Genomic DNA, 16,915 nt, shown 5'->3' with positions numbered 1-16,915 from the left:
AATTGGTCATGGGTAATTGGTAACGCTCGCGCAAGTCAAAAGTCAAAAGTCAAAAACTCTACACAAATGACTGACTACCAATTACCTCTCATCATAAGCAAATAATTATCAGCTTTCTTGCAGAATCGGTTGGGCTTCTGGTTCTGGTAAGGAACGGAGGTGATTGAGAAATTGTTGTAGTTCCTGCTGGCTGAGCTGCTGACGGCTGGATTTGCCAAATTTATCTTGTAGGTATAGCCGTCCTTGGGTACTCGACCAACCGACACGCTTTAATTCTGCTGTGGTTTGTTCGAGCAATACCGAGTCTACTTTGCTAGGATTGACGACATATCGATTCATCGGCTGCCTAGTATTGAGCCTTTGTGGTGTCTTTTCTGGATCGTCATCTGATGGGAGACAAAAGCAAGAACGGACGGCGTATTTTGTGGCTCCTGTAATCGCTTTATATACAGCTTTATCGCCAGTAGGACGACTATCTTTCCACGAATAGTCTTCGGCGTAACCTGGCGCGCTGACACTTAAAGACTCACCTGTTTCTGTATCTACAATCGTTAAGCGAACGACTACTGAAGCTCGTCCCGGCTCGATGTGAGATTCAATACAATCTGCGATCGCAATTAATCCTTGTTCGCTACAGGCTTTGTGTACTGGTAGAAGAACATCGCCAGCAGTGGTGTAGCTATATTTCTGAAAGTCGTTCCAACCAGTTTTTTCTAAAGGTTGCAAATTCTTTTGTACGGCTAAGATCTTTTTATATAGCTGACTTTTAGTATGAGTCGCTGTTCCGCTGGTTGCTGTGGCGCTAGTTAATGTTTCGCTCATAACGCTATCCTTGGTGGTGAAGTTACCTCAAGCTAGATTCAGAGGCGATCGACTCCGTTCGAGCTGTAAGTGAAAATATACCTCGCATACTATTATAGTACACATGTACTTAAACTTGATTTCTATACCTCCTCTATTACCAACCTAGCCTGGTAATCTGGAAATAGAGCAAATTTCAAGCAGGCTATGGAAGTTTTTCAGGCTAAAATCGAGCATCTTGACCCAATAGCTATACTATTTGACCAATATCGCGTTTTTTATGGACAAGCATCGGACTTGGCAACTGCAAAGATTTTCCTGCAAGAACGATTGCAAAAACACGATTCTGTCATCCATGTTGCAAGCGATGAGCAAATTGTCGGATTTACTCAGCTTTACCCCAGTTTTTCCTCAGTATCGATGCAACAAATTTGGATTTTGAACGACCTATTCGTCGTCGCAACACATCGTAGAAAAGGGATTGCCAAATTATTGCTGACAGCAGCAAAGCAGTATGCTCAAGAAACTGGAGCAATCAGAATGACTCTCGCCACACAAATTTCTAATATCACAGCACAAGCTTTGTATGAATCACTCGGATACACCAGGGATGAAGAGTTTTATCACTATTCGTTGAGAGTGAGTGAATTTTGACTTTTGAGTTTTGACTTTTGACTTTTCCATCATCTTTGTAACCAAACTGCCCGCAGTCCAGCCGCTTTTGCACCATGATAATCTTCTTGTAAGCTGTCGCCTACGTGCCAAGACAAATCTGCCGAACATTGATGTTTGTCTAAAGCAGCAGCAAAAATTTGTGGATCTGGTTTAGCTGCACCAACTTCGGTAGAAATTGTTACGGAAGTGAAAAATTTGGATAAATCCAAAGCTTGTAAAACCGAATGCAAGCGCGAATCGAAATTAGACAACACCCCTAACTCAATGCCTAATTTCTGCCAAGATTGCAATGCTTGTAGCACGTCGGGATAAAGTACCCACGGTTCCGCTGTGGAAAAATGTACGTACAGTTGGCTGAAATAGCTAGAAAAATCGGTAAATTGGTCTAAAACTCCGACTTGTCGAAAAGTATTCCGCGCGATCGCTTCCCACCATTCAAATTCGCATTGAGGAATTTCCTCTGGCTGCTTACCAGGAAATACAGGCGGTGGTGCAGTTTTGAAACTTTGATAGAAAGCACCGTTGACACGATCTGCTGGTACGGTAACGCCAAATTGTTGTGCGATCTGAGCGTACACTTCACCAACACTGCCTTTAACTCCAAACATTGTCCCAACAGCATCGAGAAAAATAACTTTAGGTTGCTTGACATCACTCAGTTCGCTATTCATCGTGCTTCTTACGATTTATGTCATTTTGTAAAATTTATGAAATAATCTATCAATAGAGGGAGTTACGAATTGTAAACATAACTAGCAGCAAAATATAAATGAATCTGAGTAGCTTAGCGCAGCCATTGCTCAAAGAAAAGCAAGAAGAGTTAGATATTCAAGATTTACAAGGTTTATGGCGAATTAATTGGAAAATCGATCGCATGACACTTTACTCAGGAATTTACACGCGAGTAGACCAAGTGTTTGTTATTTGGGCTGTCATTGTTGGCGTTATGTTTGCCACAGCGCAGTTTTTACCGATTAGTTGGACAATACAAGCAATTTGGTGGTCGAGCTTGACTATAGTTGGTGCGATCGCCATGATGAGTCTAACTTGGTTTTGGGCAGGAGTAGAACGTCTGCGTTGGGTCGTCTGTGGTTGGGCAATTTTAGTCCTAACGGGTGTGGTTTTAACCGATTTGGGGATATTTCTCGGTTGGGGTGAGATTTTAATCCACTTATGCCCGATGTGGTTGAGTTTGAGTGCAATTGGTTATTTGTTTACGGGCATTGGTTTGCGATCGCGTGCTTTATTCTTGGCTGGATGTCTTCACCTTTTGAGCGTTGGTTTCTTATCTTATGTCAGTGGTTGGCAGTTTCTCACAACTGGTGCGATCATGAGTTGTAGTTTACTACTGCTTGCTCAATTACAGTGGGATATGCGATCGCCAATTGAATATGCACTACTTACTTCCGCACAGCAGCAGTTTAACAGCCAGCAGCACCAGCAAAGAATTCGGAATTCGGAAATAAAATCTTAAAAGATTGTTTCAAACAATACAGAATTTTCTGACATCGTTCATAATTAAAAGTACAAATTATTAGCAAACAAATTGCTAATATTGTTCAACCAGAGCAGAAATTTTGCTGTTTAGTCTGCTAATTTCCGCCCGAAGGAGAACGATGTCAGGGTAGAAAATGGTTGCCCCAAACTCGCGAGTGTTTAATTGACCGTACAACTTAATTGTTGGTAGTGCTGGTATTGGTGTAGGGTTTTTGTCGTTTCCCCTGCTTTGCAGTCTTTAGAGGGATGTGAAACCATCCATTTAGAACAGCCTGACAAGACTGACAACTATAGCTATTGCCAACAAGCCAATCAAAAATTACCGTTACACGCTTTAACAAGAATGTGTATCATGTGTCTCCGTCTGTAAATTCTGTATCCTTGATGATACTTTTCAATTGACCTCAAGTGTTGTGAACTTGAGGTTTTTATTTTGGAGGCGTTTTATTCGGAATTTTTGTTTAGGTAAAAATACTTTTATTTCTAGAGTTCTAATTCTCGTTTTCTATATTTCGTCTGCAAGCAATCTCACTCGTTCTGCTAATCGGTAGATCTCGATACTAACCATTAGTAATTTCAATGTACGCTTTGAGACCATCAACTAATATCTATTGAAAGCATAGTTTTTGTCAAAGATATTTGCTTTATAAGAAAAATTTATCTAACTTATCGCATAGTTTATTAGATAAATAAGTTCTTTGTAATCCATATAAGTGTAAGCTTTGATTAATTGAAACATTAAAACATCATAAATCTGCTTGGTTTACAGATTCTCAGCTACACCCGTAGCTTTTCCAGGCAGATTCAATGTATTCAGAGTTTGAGTTGTTTTACGCAGTGAGTATTTATACCGATGGCTGATACCTTCCTCCAAACCATCTGGTTAGTTCCCATTTATGCCCTAATAGGAGCAATTTCGACTATTCCTTGGTCGCCTGGAATTATTCGACGTACGGGACCCCGCCCAGCAGCATATATTAACTTGGTGACGACTGCTCTTGCCTTCACCCATGCTTTAATTGCCCTGAGCGCATCTTGGAACAAACCAGCTCAATACTTATATTTTTCCTGGTTGCACGTAGCTAATTTTGACTTCACGATCGCCGTAGAAGTTTCTTCACTTACGGTAGGTGCGATCGCTTTAGTTACAGGCTTAAACGTGCTAGCGATCGTCTTTGCGATCGGCTATTTAGAAATGGACTGGGGGTGGGCGCGTTTCCATGTCATGATGGCGCTGTTTGAAGCTGGGATGTGTGCCTTAGTACTATGCAACTCCCTGTTCTTCAGCTACTTTATTCTAGAAATTCTCACCCTGTGTACTTATTTGTTACTAGGCTTCTGGTTCAGTCAGCCATTGGTAGTCACGGGAGCAAGAGACGCTTTTTTGACCAAACGGGTAGGCGATTTGTTTCTATTGATGGGGGTACTTGCCCTATATCCACTCGCTGGAACTTGGGATTTCTCAGAACTCGCACGGTGGGCGCAAACAGCTAACGTTAACCCCACAGCGATCGCGTTGGTGTGCTTGGCTCTGATTGCCGGTCCAATGGGTAAATGCGCCGTATTTCCACTGCACTTATGGCTGGACGAGGCAATGGAAGGTCCCGTACCAGCAACGATTTTGCGTAATTCCGTAGTTGTAGCAACAGGTGCTTGGGTACTCGTGAAACTTCAGCCAGTCCTGGCACTTTCGCCTTTCGCTCTATCTTTTGCCACATTCATCGGTGCGGTGACAGCCGTAGGTGCTTCTTTGATTGTCATCGCTCAAGTTGATGTTAAGCGCGCTTTGTCATATTCTGTCAGTGCCTTCATGGGTCTGGTATTTGTGGCTGTAGGTACGGGACAATCTCAAGCCGCGCTACTGTTAGTGTTTACCCATGCCGTAGCAATTTCACTGCTCGTCATGAGTACGGGTGGTGTAGTTTGGAATAGCATTACTCAGGATCTCCGCCTTTATGGAGGTTTGTGGTCGCGCCGACCGATTTCAGCTATTGCCTTTATTGTTGGTGCAGCCGGATTAGTGGCTTTTCCACCCTTGGGCGGATTTTGGGCATTGCTGCAAATCGCAGATGGATTGTGGACGACTCAGCCTTTGCTAGTCGGAGTTATCTTAGTCACGAATGCGCTGACAGCTTTCAGCGTCACTAGGGTATTTTGTCTCATGTTTGGCAATAAACCCAAGCCAATGACCGTGCGATCGCCTGAAGTTCATTGGCCCATGATGTTGCCAATGACAATCTTAATGGGCTTTGTCATGCACGCTCCTTTAGTATTGCAAAGCTTGTCGTTACTGCCAGAATGGGCATACATCAACAAAGATGTAGCTTTGTTATTAATTTGGTCTACGATTTTTGGGTGCAGTATCTCAGCTGTAGTTTATCTCTCACCCTTGGTTCCAAAACCAGTCACGCTACCTTGGAAACCACTGCAAGACTTTTTCGCCTACGACCTCTATACAGCTAACTTGTATCGGGTAACGATTGTATTTGGAGTAGCCGTAGTTTCTCGCCTCATTGCTCTGATCGATCGCTATTTAGTCGATGGAATTGTGAATCTAGTTGGCTTAGTCTCGATTTTCGGAGGCGAAACCCTAAAATACAGTACCTCTGGTCATTTTCAGTTCTACGCCCTGACTATCTTGCTTGGTGTCAGTTGCTTGGGCGCGATCGTCGGCTGGCCTTTGCTATCCCACATGGAACTCAGTTTTTCATTCTAAAGAGGGAGCAGGGAGCAGCGATCTAATCACTTCTTACCTCATACCCCATACCTCATACCTCATACCTCATACCTCATACCAATTTCAAAATCGTTATGCTGAGTGCTTTGATCTGGATACCTGTCGTCGGTGCTGCTTGCATTGGATTTATCCCAATGAAAGGCGATCGGGCGCGATCGCTAGCTTTGGCGATCGCCACTGGCGTCATTATTTGGACGCTGATACTGCTGAGTCAATTTGACATCTCCTTAGCTGGGATGCAATTTTCTGAATTGTTGCCTTGGATTGATACCCTCGGATTGAGCTACAGTCTAGGTGCAGATGGTTTGTCTATCCCTCTAGTCGCCTTAGCAGGGGTATTGACTTGGATTGCTATTTATAGTAGTAGCGAAAATATTACTCGCCCTCGGCTGTACTATGCTTTGTTGTTGCTGATCTATGCCGGGGTGGTGGGTGGATTCCTGGCGCAGAACTTGTTGCTGTTTGTCATTTTTTACGAAGTAGAACTGATTCCCTTCTATCTGCTAATTGCAATCTGGGGTGGAACGGCAAAGCGCGGCTACGCTGCGATGAAGTTTTTGATCTACACGGCAGTTTCAGGAATTTTGATTCTAGCTGGCTTTTTGGGGATTACTTGGCTGACAGGCTCTTCTAGTTTCGATTACAATGCGATCGCCACCCAAGGATTACCCCTACAAGCGCAACTGATCCTCCTAGCCATCCTGTTAGTTGGATTTGGCATCAAGATTCCTTTGGTTCCCCTACATACTTGGTTGCCCGATGCTTACACGGAGGCTTCCCCACCCGTAGCAATTATGTTGGGGGGAATCCTGGCAAAGTTAGGAACTTATGGGATTATCCGATTTGGTTTAGGATTATTTCCCGAAACTTGGGCGATCGTTGCGCCTGGTTTAGCAATTATCGGTGCAATTAGCGCAGTTTACGGTGCGGTAACGGCGATCGCTCAAAAAGACATCAAGCGCATGGTTGCCTATAGCTCGATCGGACACATGGGCTATGTCATGCTGGCTGCGGCTGCTGCTACTCAGTTGAGTACGGTCGGCGCAGTGGCGCAAATGGTTGCCCACGGTCTAATTTTGGCAATTCTATTTAACTTGATTGGTGTCATTGAAACTAAAGTCGGGACTCGCGAACTTGATGTCTTGAATGGATTGATGAGTCCGATTCGCGGATTACCCTACATTAGCGCCCTTCTAGTGATGGGAGGCATGGCAAGCGCGGGAATTCCCGGCATGACTGGTTTTATTGCCGAATTTTTAGTCCTGCAAGGTAGTTACGCTAGATTTCCCTTACCTACCCTCGTTTGCGTCATATGTACGGGTTTGACAGCGGTATATTTTGTGATTTTGCTCAACCGGACTTGCTTCGGCAAGCTAGATAACAAGACAGCTTACTATCCCGTCGTCACCTGGTCGGAAAAAATTCCCGCCCTCGTTCTCACAGTCTTGATCCTATTTTTGGGCATTCAACCTACTTGGTTAGTACGTTGGAGTGAGACCACTACTACGGCTATGGTTGCTTCCGTCCGCGTCAACACCACACAGCAAATCGCCGTTAAACACTAGCTAGGGCGCACGCCTGTGCGCCCCTACGACTCTCCACTAATTCTGTACAGGCGGGTTTAACCACAGAATTTTTTGTTCTTTAACCAAAACTCTCAAAAAACCCGCCCCTACCACTACTCACTACTCACTCCCATTATGGTACTTGCTCAAGAAAAACCTACTGCGAAATTGCCCCCATCCAAGCACGAATTTGCCGACATCATCCATCGCTTAGAAGCAGGTGGGGCGATGCTACCAGATACACCAGAAAACCTGATGCAAATTATCGGTATTTACAAGGCTTATGCCGTACCGATGGATTTCTACTGGCGCGACTTGCTTTATATTGGCGAACGAGTCTTCCTCAATCCGCTACCCTTTTTCAAATACTTCATTCCCCAGGAGTATTTAGACCTGCACAATCATTATGCAGGCGACGATGCCGATTTGCGGATTTGGCGGGGACCAGCCACAGCGCATCCCGAACTACTTACCTTTATGGAAAAGGGTGAAACCCGCAAGATGCCTAGATTGTTGCATCACTGGTTCCACGATCGCATCAACATGGAATTTGCCGAAGAATGTATGCGGGCGATGCTATGGCACGGTAGAGATATGGGTTATGGCAAATTCGATACCTATCTCGATTCAGATGAATATAAGGCAAATGCCGATCGCGCCATTAAAGCTTATTTCAAGTACAATCCAGCCATGCTGGGGCTGTATAAGTTATTTCCAGAAATGTTCTTAGAACAGTGCCGTCAGGCTTCTTATTACGCCAACCTGGGCTTATTCTGGGAGGTGATGGCTCCAGTCTTCTTCGAGATGTCTGATATTTACGATGAAGGCGGATTTAAGGGAGTCCCCGACGCGATGAATTTTTTGGTGAATGGAATTTTTGCGATCGCGGGTCGTCCAATTTACCACCACGTTTATATTCGCGGCGAACGCTACGAAATTATTCCTAAATCAAAAGGGTTTACCTGGCTTTACGAAGCGGCGTTACCTTATGTCGAAGCTGTTTTCTACCGCACCTCTCCTTTCCGTGGGACAAAATCATATAATGCCCAAGCCGGACAAATTCCCACCGAACAAAAAGATTTCCACTATGGCGTTTTATATGCTGATAAATTTCCTGTAGGTACGGCTGGTATTCCACCTACGTTGTTAGCACAAGATATGTATCATTTCTTGCCTCAATATCTTAGAGATTATTACCAGCAGCACTGTCGAGGCGAAGATGATATTTTAGTGCAATTGGGTATTACATTCCAGCGATCGATGTACTGCGTAACTTCTGCGGTTATTCAAGCGTTGAGGACTGCATTGTTATATCCATTAGATGACCCCAATCCAAGACATTTGCAAGCAAATCGAGAGTTTTTTGAAAAGCAAATTAATCGCTTCTGTCGTCCAGAATTTGGCATGAGAGATGCGGCTCGTTTGAGGCAAATTCAGACTGCGGATTATCGATAGAAGATTCTCCCCAACCCCCCCTTCAAAAGGGGGATTTTGTATTCTCAAGATCCTGCTTACCAAGTGAAGAAGATCCCCCCAGCCCGCCTTCAAAAGGGGGACTTTTTTGTAATAGTTGCTATTACAGCCTTTACCAAAGATTCAAAGATTTATACGTATTTTTACGTATAAATCAGAGTCTAACGTTTTTTAAAATACTAATAAAGATGCTTATTAACTACTTCAATTGTTATTACTATGCTAATCTTGAAACTTCTGCTGTATTAGTATAGGAGATAAGTAAGATGCTCGATATTGTGAAAGCTGCTGGCAATTTAGTGCAACAAGCAGCGGGGGATTTGGCTCAAAACAATGATGCGAAGGCTATAGGTACTATTGGCGCTGCTGCATCTGCTGCTGGTAGTTTGGGATCGGTGACAGTAGCTACTGTTACTACCTCAGCACCAGGAATATTGGGTGCAATTGGTTTAACTACAACAAGTGTTGTTGCTCTTCCAGTAGCAGGCGTTGTGGCAGTTACAGGACTGGCTGGCTACGGTGTATACAAAGGTGTACAAGCAGCTAAAGGTAACTAGATCTCTATATAATAGCTCAAATTATTAGTTCAAGTAATTAGTTAGGGCGGATAATATCCGTCCCTTTTGCTTTTAAGGGATTCTTCAATCAGTTTGTTATTCAATCTCCAGTTCCCCCCTTTTGAAGGGGGGTTAGGGGGGATCTCCGAGGACTCAAAATGAACCGCAAAGACTTACTCAACACAACAGACTTTCACCTACCCTACAACCCACAACTCGTAGAAAGAGCAAAAGAATTACGCAAAAACATGACTCCAGCAGAAAAACTCCTCTGGAATCATTATCTAAGAAAGTCCAAATATCGAGTTTTAAGACAAAGACCTATAGATAATTTCATTGTTGATTTCTACTGTGCAGAATTAAAATTAGTTATCGAAGTTGATGGAGATAGCCATTTTACAGATGATAGCAAAATCTACGATTTAGAAAGAACTACACAATTAACAGGCTACGGACTGAAGGTAATTAGATTCACTAACAATGAAGTATTGAACAATATAGAGGGAGTTTGTCATGAGATTGAGGAAGCGATCGCACTTCGTTCCTAGTTAAGAGATCCCCCCAACCCCCCTTCAAAAGGGGGGCTTCTTGCTGCAAGTTTTAGCAAATTAGTCTTAAGAAAGAGGAGGCGATCGCAACTCGTTCCTAGTTAAGAGATCCCCCAACCCCCCTTCAAAAGGGGGGGCTTTTTAGATTAAGTATCATTACCTTGAAAAGGGGGGCTTTTTATGAGGATATCTGCGATCGCTTGCGAAATTGGTAAACCAGCGTGTTTTTCCAGCCAATAAAATTCCCCTACAGGGTTAATTTCTAAAAATATATAACGCCCGTCTGGAGTCAAAATGAGATCGAATGCTCCATAATTTAACTGGAAATATGCCATCAGTTTCAACAACTTTGTTGCAATTTCTTGAGGAAGATTATAGGGTTGCCAAGCATCAATCAAACTCAGTCCTTGTCGCCGCCAGTCATGACGCGCTTCAGGCGAAATCTGAGAGTCAATTGCAGCTGTAAATACGTGCTGTCCAACAATTGTCGTCCTCAGTTCTAATGCTTTGGGAATGTTTTCTTGAAAGCACATCGGACAAAAGCGCAGTCCCTCTAAGTTTTCTAAATCCTCTGATTTAACGGAATTGGTGAAAACAACTTGCTCTTGTCCTCGATCGTAGATTGCAAAGGTAGTGAGCATTTTCGTCACCATAGCCGAGCCGCACTCTTGCGCAAATTCCAACACGGCTTGGGGATTGTTTGTAATAAGAGTACGCGGAGTTTCTAAACCGAGCGATCGCGCAATTTGTAATTGTAACTGCTTGTGTTCCGCACGGCGAATATGGGACACGGAATCGAGATGGAAAACATCGAGACTAGCGATCGCCCCCAGAATCGTAGCTTGCGACTCTTGAACCGAGGCTTGGCGTAGTTGCGCATCCATCGTTGTCGGAATCCTTGCACCCATACGAATGCGCCGATACCAAACTGCGGATACATTTTGTAAATTGAGTTGGTTTGCGCCATCAATCAGCACGAATCGTTCTGTTCCCAGTCCAAAATAGACTTCTAAATGTGCCTGCGTTGGAAAGCGATCGGTATCAAAGCGAAATGCCTTTCCACCTTGAGCTGCGATCGCTTCCATAACTAAGGAAATACCCTCATGATCTCGACTATGAGTCACGATCAAAACTGTCATATCGTTGTACTCCAATTTGCGATCGCTAACTCGTAATTCGTAGCTGTTACTCTCTACATCATTACTAGATAATTATTTTCTATCACCAAGCTAAGTGCTATTACTTAGAGTTAATAAATTACGAATTACGAATTACGAATTACGGCTTACAAATTATTCCTTGTAATAATCAGAGATTGATGGAAACTTCGGAAACTCGGGCATAGATGGCATCTTGGGTATCTCGATTGAGGGGAATTCATAACCTTTATTCCCACCGTCAACGTCAACGTCAGATGGATACGCTAGCGTTACATATTCGCTACCACCACTCACAGATGCCATTTCTGCTTCCGAAAGTTCTGCTCCAAATTGCCCTTCTAGAAAGCGAGCGAAAAAAGGAATTGACGAATTTAAATTTTGTGAGTTCATATCAGACATAGGTTTTATTTACCTCCGATTGTTTAATTCAAGTTGCAGTAATAGCTCAGCAAATTCTTATCAAAAGAATTTAGAATTATAGTCGTAGAACTATGAATGACAAACCCCACAGACAAATCTACGGGGCTGAAAACAGAAAAATCTAATTTTTTCACGCCTTATATGGGTTTGAAAGCATTCAACTTATTCTGAATTTCAAATTCCAAATTCTAAATTTTTAAGTTGTATTGCTAAGCTTTAGTTAGCAACCTATACTCACCACTTCATCCAGCAGTATAGAGGTTACGCATGGGTTTACAAAAATTTATTATTTGAGGTCTATAAAAGCAAACAGATGCGGTCGTATCCGTTATCGTAGGGGCGGGTTTTGAGCAAAAATTGATTGTCACCAGCCACGAATCTTTTGCTAAACCCGCCCGTACAGCAGTCAGAAATTGTTTCATCTCCTCTGCCCCTCTGCTCCCCCGCGCAGGGTTCTGCTTCTCTGCTCTTTTCTCCCGTGTCTCCCCTCTAGGGTACTTCAATCGGAATCAAAGCATTCTCAGGCAAATACTGGTGGAATCTACCCTCGTCTGCCAAGACCAAAACCAAGCGTAAAGGATAATCTGGTGGCATTTGCAAATCAGCCCAAGGAACTGCTACTTCTAGGCAACGCTCTAGCGCTACTTGAGCGCGACTGGCGCGGGGATGCCACTGATAGTGTTCTCCCGCCTCTTGAAAGTGAACCGATTGTGTAAGTAAATTAACTTCCAAGCGATGGTGAAACATATAGTTCATCGGCGCTTGCTCTGGCAAGTCTACTAAAGGCACGGGGCTGTTATGCATGGTGCATTCGGGATAGAACCAGAGTAAATTGAGTTCTGGTGGCAAGTCCTGACCTGGCTTTGCTCCTGTTTTGAAATCTAATCTGAGATAGAAATTTAAGTGATCTACCCCGTACCAAATGCGCTGTACCGTGCTGCTTTGATGCATCGTTCCCCGCGCTGCACCAACTTCTAAGCGTCCGGCTTTGTCCCAGTCTTGCTCGTCGCCCATACCATCAATATTAGGGTGAATGAAGCTTTGGGGGCGATGGTCGGCTGGAGCGGCATGAATTTCCACCGGACGCAACAGCACTGGAGGAACGGGTTGATTTAAGGCTTGATAAATGCCACACAAATGCTCTCGAAATAACTGGTCGAAGATAGCATCGTGATTGGAGGAATGACCTTCACCAAACCACCAAAACCAATCGGAACCCTCGGCGGCGTATAAAGCTTCCCAAACTTCGGGGTTATTCTCTTCTGTCGCCTCTGGATGCTGTGCCAATACCTCTCTCGCTGCTGCTAGCAAGTCCCAAGCTCGATTTTTTGCCGGATCGCCAATCCAAGTGGTAAAGCTGCCATCTACCCAGGAACCGCTGTGTAATTTCTCACCTGGGATTGTTGCAGTTGGGGGAAAAGCGTCGATAAATTCCGAGACGGTGACGAGTTTGATATGAGGATGGTTGCTGAGAGTTTGATATAAGTTTTCTAAGAAGGGTTTGCCATCTTGAGGATAGTATTCCCAGCAGTTTTCTCCGTCTAGGGCGATCGTGACGAGCCAAGGTTGTTCTAAGCTAGTACGATCGCCTTCTTGGTGCTGTTTGAGCTGATGGGCGATTGACTCTAAATGTCCTACCAAATCTGCTGCAGCGCGTTTGGGTGGCATCGACCCATATGTAAAACCAATTAAATCTGACAATCTATGATCGCGAAAGACAATAGATAAATCTCCCGCTGCTGTCTGCAAGCGATAGGGACGGTATAACAATTCTGGTTCGATGACATTTCCCGCCCCGTCGCGGTGGAAAAAGTGCTTGAGCGTCCACCCTAAAACGGCTTCATCAGAAACAATCCAATTAAATCCTTGCTTGATAATATAGGGAAGAATTTCAGGACTGACAGACTGTTCGGAAGGCCACAATCCCCTGGGTATTTGTCCAAAGCGGTCTTCGTATAACTCCCATGCTTTTTGCAAGTGACGCGGAATATCTTCTGCCCATTGGAAGCGGTAGTTGGGCAGGTTCATATTCGGTACGGCAACCCGACCGGAGTTAGTATCGGCAAGTAAAGGCAGAATTGGATGAGTGTAAGGCGAGGTAGTAACTTCTAGTTGCCCCGTTTCCTGCATGTGGCGATGTTGGGGGACAATCCTACTGATAATTTCCCTTTGTTTAGAATAAATCCGCTGGCGATCGCTTAAAGTAAAACCCCGACCTTGCTGCAACCATTGCTCGATTTCGGGGTCGTCCCAAAAAATTGGATCGATCCAAACTAAATTATGCCAAGCCAGTAGATCGCCATAATCTTCCTTCTGCCAATTGTCCAAACACCAAGCTGCACCGCGTTCCTGCCGTTGATGGTACAACTCTGCATAACGGGGGTGGGGATCGATCAGGGTATGATGGTTGGCATCAAAAAAGTTAGCAATAATAAATTGTTGCTGCTCCCTTTGCAGTTGCTCTGTAGGTGTCAAGCTAACTGTGAGATAGGGATCGAAAGCAGTCCCAGCAATGTAATCTTCTAGTTGCAGAATCAGAGAAGGAACGAGGTTAACCGTTTGATGTAACTTAGGATAACGCTCTAGAATTAACACCAAATCCAGATAGTCTTTTGTCCCGTGCAGCCTGACCCACGGCAAGCGATACTGATTGGATGTAGAAGCAGAACTGCGATCGCGACTTTTATACAGTGGTTGGTGCTGATGCCAGACGAATGCAACGTAGAGGGGATGAGACATAGGCTAGGGACTAGGGTTTAGAGTAGGACGGGGGAACAAGGGAGACAAGGAGGACAAGGAGGACAAGGGAGACAAGGGAGAAATTGTAAGTTGTCAGTCGTAAGCCGTAAGTCACTACTTACTACAAATCGACCACTCTTCACTGGTCACTCTCTCTGCTCCCTGCTCCCTGCTCCCTGCTCCCTTAAATCACTTGTTCGACTTCAGCGATTTCGGGGATCATTTCCCGCAAACGGCGCTCGATTCCCATTCTCAGAGTCATGGTAGAACTAGGGCAAGAACCACAAGCTCCTTGTAAGCGCAAACGCACGATGGGACCATCGAGTTCGACTAGTTCTACGTTGCCACCATCTGACATCAGATAGGGGCGCATTTCATCCAAAACTGTTTCTACATTATCTGTTGTAAGTTCCATAGAATTAGACCTTTGTTTAACAAACTTGCTAAAACGATCCTAGCTTTTATCAGGGAGCGGGGAGCAGGGATGAATTTAACTCTTTTCACGTACCACGCACCACGCACCACGCACCACTCACTACTCACTTAAACAGCGACAGGTTCTAGTAATTTGATGTTAGAAAAGTTGAACTCAGTTTTAATTCGTTCTTGTTGCTGATAGTCTTCTACGATTTGCTTAGTCATAACGTAATAGTCACCAAATTTTTCGTAAAAGTCTTGAAACTTTAATACCTTGATGACTTCGTTAGTTTGTGGATTGCGGAACACCGCATCGTAGCGACTAGCTACGTAACCCCCGCCTGTATCTAAGCTATCGTGGGTGTCGATAACAAAAGCCATGCGACCCATAACGCGGCTGACTTGGCAAATTTCCGTACCGCGCACTTTATAGTTAGAACCCATAGCATCACCTTTGACCAGGATTTCTACTGCGCCACTGTCATCGAGTTTACCGAGGCTAAACTCATTTTTGCCGTGAGACTGCTCGAATTGCGATCGCTTGCGGTGAGTAACAATATCTCGCAGCTGCGTGTAAACGCTTTCTTGTACTTTTTCGTCTTCTATGCCTGTAACTTCTACGCTCAAATCGCGATTTATCCGAATTCTACCCGTGTAGACTTCATCACCTTGCGTCAATTGCACGTCTGCACTGTAACCAGGAAAGTTTTCATCCCAGGTATAGCGGTTTTCATAAGCCGTCTTGAATAAGTCTCGCGCACTTGTTTGCTCTGTCATGGCACTGTTGTGACTTCACCTTTTACAGTTTAGTCCGAATGAGGAGCGAGGAGCGAGGAGCGAGGAGCGAGGGGTCATTTGTCATTCGTCATTTGCCAGGAGTCGGAAGTCGGAAGTCGGAATTGGTAATTATTCTCCTCTGCTCCTCTGCTCCTCTGCTCCTCTGTTTCCCTGTCCCCCTTGTCCTTTCTCCCTCACCCGTCACTCCTCGCTCCTCACCCCTCACTCCTCACCCGTCACTCCCCATCTCCCAGTCCTAATACCATCAATGGCTCTTGATACAAAGGAACGGTGAAGGTGACTGTGGAACCGAGTCCCTCGCCCATGCTATAAAAATTGACTGTTCCCCCCATAGCTTCAACTAGCTTTTGGGATATTGTTAATCCCAAACCAGTACCACCATACTGCCGCGTGCGAGAGCCGTCTACTTGGCTAAAGGATTGAAATAGTTTATCTTGCTTATCTAAAGAAACACCAATGCCCGTATCGGCAACGCGAACTTTCACCATTCCCGGTAGGACTTGATTTTGAAAGATGGTTTTTTTCCGAGTGATATCCGCACTAATGGTGACTCCACCTTCATGGGTGAATTTGATCGCATTACCAACCAAATTTAGCATCACTTGCAATAGCCTTTGATAATTCCCCAAGACAATTATTTCATCTGCCGTAGGTGGTAATTGGATTTGCAAACTTAAATTTTTCTGCTCGGCTTGGGTTCTGGTAAAGTCTTCGAGATCGCTAAATAGTTCGTTGAGTCTAACTTGACCTAACTCCAAATCCATTTTGCCTGCTTCAATTTTGGCAATATCTAGAATGTCGTTGATGATATTGAGCAGGTGCAAGCCGGAGCGATAGGCTTCTTGGATAAATTCTTCCTGTTCTTCAGGATCGTCTGCCATTCCCTCAAGCACTAACTTTAAAAATCCCAGCATTCCATTGAGCGGCGTGCGGAGTTCGTGGGAAGTGTTAGCGAGAAATTCGCTTTTGAGACGAGAGGCTTCCTCTGCTTGTTGGCGAGCTTCTTCTAGCTGCCTGTATAGAGTAGCATGAGCGATCGCCGTACCAATTTGATCGGCTAAATCTCGGACTAACTCGATTTCTTCCGTCGTCCACTGGCGTAAGCGAGGGATCGGATGCAACATCGAACTACTGTGAGTCTGTGGTTGAAGGCTCCGTTCGCAATGCTGCAAGCAAATTAAGCCGTTGGGCTTATCGCGATCGACCGTTGCTAATAGTAAGATTGATTGTTGAAACTGGGGATTTTCTGTCTTCTCAATCGCCACAGGTGCAAGAGTCTCTAAAGCCTGACAGTAACCTGGTTCGTGCATGATATCAATTGATTGACCCAGCATCGATCGCACTGCCATTTGGCGATACTCGGCTACCACTTGCAAATGGAGATCTTCCGGTCTATACGAGCAGATAATACAATGACTGACACCCAAGGCTTGACCCAAACTTTCTACAGTTTGCTGCCAAATTGTATTTAGATCTAACGTGCGGCGAATGTTACGCGCAATTTGACTGAGAAGCTTTTTAGACGAGA

Annotated in this window: 16 protein-coding genes; 7 read left to right on the top strand and 9 right to left on the bottom strand. The window is 44.5% G+C overall.

The window, feature by feature from the left end:
- Positions 1 to 108 precede the first annotated feature (108 nt).
- On the bottom strand, positions 109 to 822 hold the full coding sequence (locus tag ACRC32_RS23270; RefSeq protein WP_438556211.1) for an ERF family protein: 714 nt from the start codon (positions 820 to 822) through the stop codon (positions 109 to 111).
- Positions 823 to 1,008: 186 nt separating this feature from the next.
- On the opposite strand from ACRC32_RS23270, the gene ACRC32_RS23265 reads away from it, so the two are divergent.
- Positions 1,009 to 1,455 (top strand): GNAT family N-acetyltransferase, encoded by a 447-nt coding sequence (locus tag ACRC32_RS23265; RefSeq protein WP_438556210.1) that lies wholly within the window; start codon positions 1,009 to 1,011, stop codon positions 1,453 to 1,455.
- Between the two features lie 29 nt (positions 1,456 to 1,484).
- On the opposite strand, the gene ACRC32_RS23260 is transcribed toward ACRC32_RS23265, so the two are convergent.
- On the bottom strand, positions 1,485 to 2,147 hold the full coding sequence (locus ACRC32_RS23260; RefSeq protein WP_438556209.1) for an HAD-IA family hydrolase: 663 nt from the start codon (positions 2,145 to 2,147) through the stop codon (positions 1,485 to 1,487).
- A gap of 98 nt (positions 2,148 to 2,245) precedes the next feature.
- Here ACRC32_RS23260 and ACRC32_RS23255 point away from each other — a divergent pair, with 98 nt between their 5' ends.
- From ACRC32_RS23255 to ACRC32_RS23230, 6 genes are all read left to right on the top strand, one after another.
- The gene (locus ACRC32_RS23255; RefSeq protein ID WP_438556208.1) at positions 2,246 to 2,950 is read left to right on the top strand and encodes a hypothetical protein; all 705 of its coding nucleotides are present in this window, start codon (positions 2,246 to 2,248) and stop codon (positions 2,948 to 2,950) included.
- A gap of 876 nt (positions 2,951 to 3,826) precedes the next feature.
- Positions 3,827 to 5,689 (top strand): NAD(P)H-quinone oxidoreductase subunit F, encoded by a 1,863-nt coding sequence (locus ACRC32_RS23250; protein WP_438556207.1) that lies wholly within the window; start codon positions 3,827 to 3,829, stop codon positions 5,687 to 5,689.
- 95 nt (positions 5,690 to 5,784) lie between these two features.
- The gene (locus tag ACRC32_RS23245) at positions 5,785 to 7,275 is read left to right on the top strand and encodes an NADH-quinone oxidoreductase subunit M (RefSeq protein ID WP_438556206.1); all 1,491 of its coding nucleotides are present in this window, start codon (positions 5,785 to 5,787) and stop codon (positions 7,273 to 7,275) included.
- Between the two features lie 135 nt (positions 7,276 to 7,410).
- Positions 7,411 to 8,730, top strand: coding sequence for a CO2 hydration protein (locus ACRC32_RS23240; RefSeq protein WP_438556205.1), 1,320 nt, complete (start codon positions 7,411 to 7,413; stop codon positions 8,728 to 8,730).
- Between the two features lie 284 nt (positions 8,731 to 9,014).
- Entirely contained in the window at positions 9,015 to 9,305 is a 291-nt protein-coding gene (locus ACRC32_RS23235) for a hypothetical protein (protein ID WP_438556204.1), read from the top strand.
- Positions 9,306 to 9,463: 158 nt separating this feature from the next.
- Positions 9,464 to 9,853 carry an endonuclease domain-containing protein gene (locus tag ACRC32_RS23230; RefSeq protein WP_438556203.1) on the top strand — a complete coding sequence of 130 codons (390 nt, stop codon included), beginning with the start codon at positions 9,464 to 9,466 and terminating at the stop codon, positions 9,851 to 9,853.
- 146 nt (positions 9,854 to 9,999) lie between these two features.
- On the opposite strand, the gene ACRC32_RS23225 is transcribed toward ACRC32_RS23230, so the two are convergent.
- The 7 genes from ACRC32_RS23225 to ACRC32_RS23195 all read right to left on the bottom strand — a co-directional run.
- Complete coding sequence (locus tag ACRC32_RS23225) at positions 10,000 to 10,992, bottom strand: MvdD family ATP-grasp ribosomal peptide maturase (RefSeq protein ID WP_438556202.1); 993 nt, start codon at positions 10,990 to 10,992, stop codon at positions 10,000 to 10,002.
- A gap of 153 nt (positions 10,993 to 11,145) precedes the next feature.
- Positions 11,146 to 11,412: a microviridin/marinostatin family tricyclic proteinase inhibitor gene (locus tag ACRC32_RS23220; protein ID WP_438556201.1), complete on the bottom strand. Its 267-nt coding sequence runs from the start codon at positions 11,410 to 11,412 to the stop codon at positions 11,146 to 11,148.
- A 510-nt stretch (positions 11,413 to 11,922) separates the two neighbouring features.
- The gene (locus tag ACRC32_RS23215; protein WP_438556200.1) at positions 11,923 to 14,172 is read right to left on the bottom strand and encodes a glycoside hydrolase; all 2,250 of its coding nucleotides are present in this window, start codon (positions 14,170 to 14,172) and stop codon (positions 11,923 to 11,925) included.
- 184 nt (positions 14,173 to 14,356) lie between these two features.
- Positions 14,357 to 14,587, bottom strand: coding sequence for a NifU family protein (locus tag ACRC32_RS23210; protein ID WP_015152173.1), 231 nt, complete (start codon positions 14,585 to 14,587; stop codon positions 14,357 to 14,359).
- Positions 14,588 to 14,715: 128 nt separating this feature from the next.
- Positions 14,716 to 15,366, bottom strand: a complete 651-nt coding sequence (locus tag ACRC32_RS23205) for a DUF3386 domain-containing protein (RefSeq protein WP_438556199.1) — start codon at positions 15,364 to 15,366, stop codon at positions 14,716 to 14,718.
- 88 nt (positions 15,367 to 15,454) lie between these two features.
- Positions 15,455 to 15,592, bottom strand: coding sequence for a hypothetical protein (locus ACRC32_RS23200; protein ID WP_438556198.1), 138 nt, complete (start codon positions 15,590 to 15,592; stop codon positions 15,455 to 15,457).
- Positions 15,593 to 15,602: 10 nt separating this feature from the next.
- Positions 15,603 to 16,915: ATP-binding protein (locus tag ACRC32_RS23195; RefSeq protein ID WP_438556197.1), on the bottom strand; the 1,313-nt coding region annotated here is incomplete at its 5' end.

The sequence above is a fragment of the Chroococcidiopsis sp. genome, assembly GCF_051657925.1.
GTDB lineage: Bacteria > Cyanobacteriota > Cyanobacteriia > Cyanobacteriales > Chroococcidiopsidaceae > Chroococcidiopsis.
The sequence above is the reverse complement of the archived record's forward strand: the minus strand, read 5'-3'. Positions and strand labels throughout refer to the sequence as shown.

What these genes read in the sequence shown, in the direction of transcription:
- ACRC32_RS23220 (WP_438556201.1), bottom strand. Translation starts at nt 11,412, where the DNA reads ATGTCTGATATGAACTCACAAAATTTAAATTCGTCAATTCCTTTTTTC.
- ACRC32_RS23215 (WP_438556200.1), bottom strand. Translation starts at nt 14,172, where the DNA reads ATGTCTCATCCCCTCTACGTTGCATTCGTCTGGCATCAGCACCAACCA.
- ACRC32_RS23255 (WP_438556208.1), top strand. Translation starts at nt 2,246, where the DNA reads ATGAATCTGAGTAGCTTAGCGCAGCCATTGCTCAAAGAAAAGCAAGAA.
- ACRC32_RS23270 (WP_438556211.1), bottom strand. Translation starts at nt 822, where the DNA reads ATGAGCGAAACATTAACTAGCGCCACAGCAACCAGCGGAACAGCGACT.
- ACRC32_RS23230 (WP_438556203.1), top strand. Translation starts at nt 9,464, where the DNA reads ATGAACCGCAAAGACTTACTCAACACAACAGACTTTCACCTACCCTAC.
- ACRC32_RS23235 (WP_438556204.1), top strand. Translation starts at nt 9,015, where the DNA reads ATGCTCGATATTGTGAAAGCTGCTGGCAATTTAGTGCAACAAGCAGCG.
- ACRC32_RS23260 (WP_438556209.1), bottom strand. Translation starts at nt 2,147, where the DNA reads ATGAATAGCGAACTGAGTGATGTCAAGCAACCTAAAGTTATTTTTCTC.
- ACRC32_RS23250 (WP_438556207.1), top strand. Translation starts at nt 3,827, where the DNA reads ATGGCTGATACCTTCCTCCAAACCATCTGGTTAGTTCCCATTTATGCC.
- ACRC32_RS23265 (WP_438556210.1), top strand. Translation starts at nt 1,009, where the DNA reads ATGGAAGTTTTTCAGGCTAAAATCGAGCATCTTGACCCAATAGCTATA.
- ACRC32_RS23225 (WP_438556202.1), bottom strand. Translation starts at nt 10,992, where the DNA reads ATGACAGTTTTGATCGTGACTCATAGTCGAGATCATGAGGGTATTTCC.
- ACRC32_RS23210 (WP_015152173.1), bottom strand. Translation starts at nt 14,587, where the DNA reads ATGGAACTTACAACAGATAATGTAGAAACAGTTTTGGATGAAATGCGC.
- ACRC32_RS23245 (WP_438556206.1), top strand. Translation starts at nt 5,785, where the DNA reads ATGCTGAGTGCTTTGATCTGGATACCTGTCGTCGGTGCTGCTTGCATT.
- ACRC32_RS23205 (WP_438556199.1), bottom strand. Translation starts at nt 15,366, where the DNA reads ATGACAGAGCAAACAAGTGCGCGAGACTTATTCAAGACGGCTTATGAA.
- ACRC32_RS23240 (WP_438556205.1), top strand. Translation starts at nt 7,411, where the DNA reads ATGGTACTTGCTCAAGAAAAACCTACTGCGAAATTGCCCCCATCCAAG.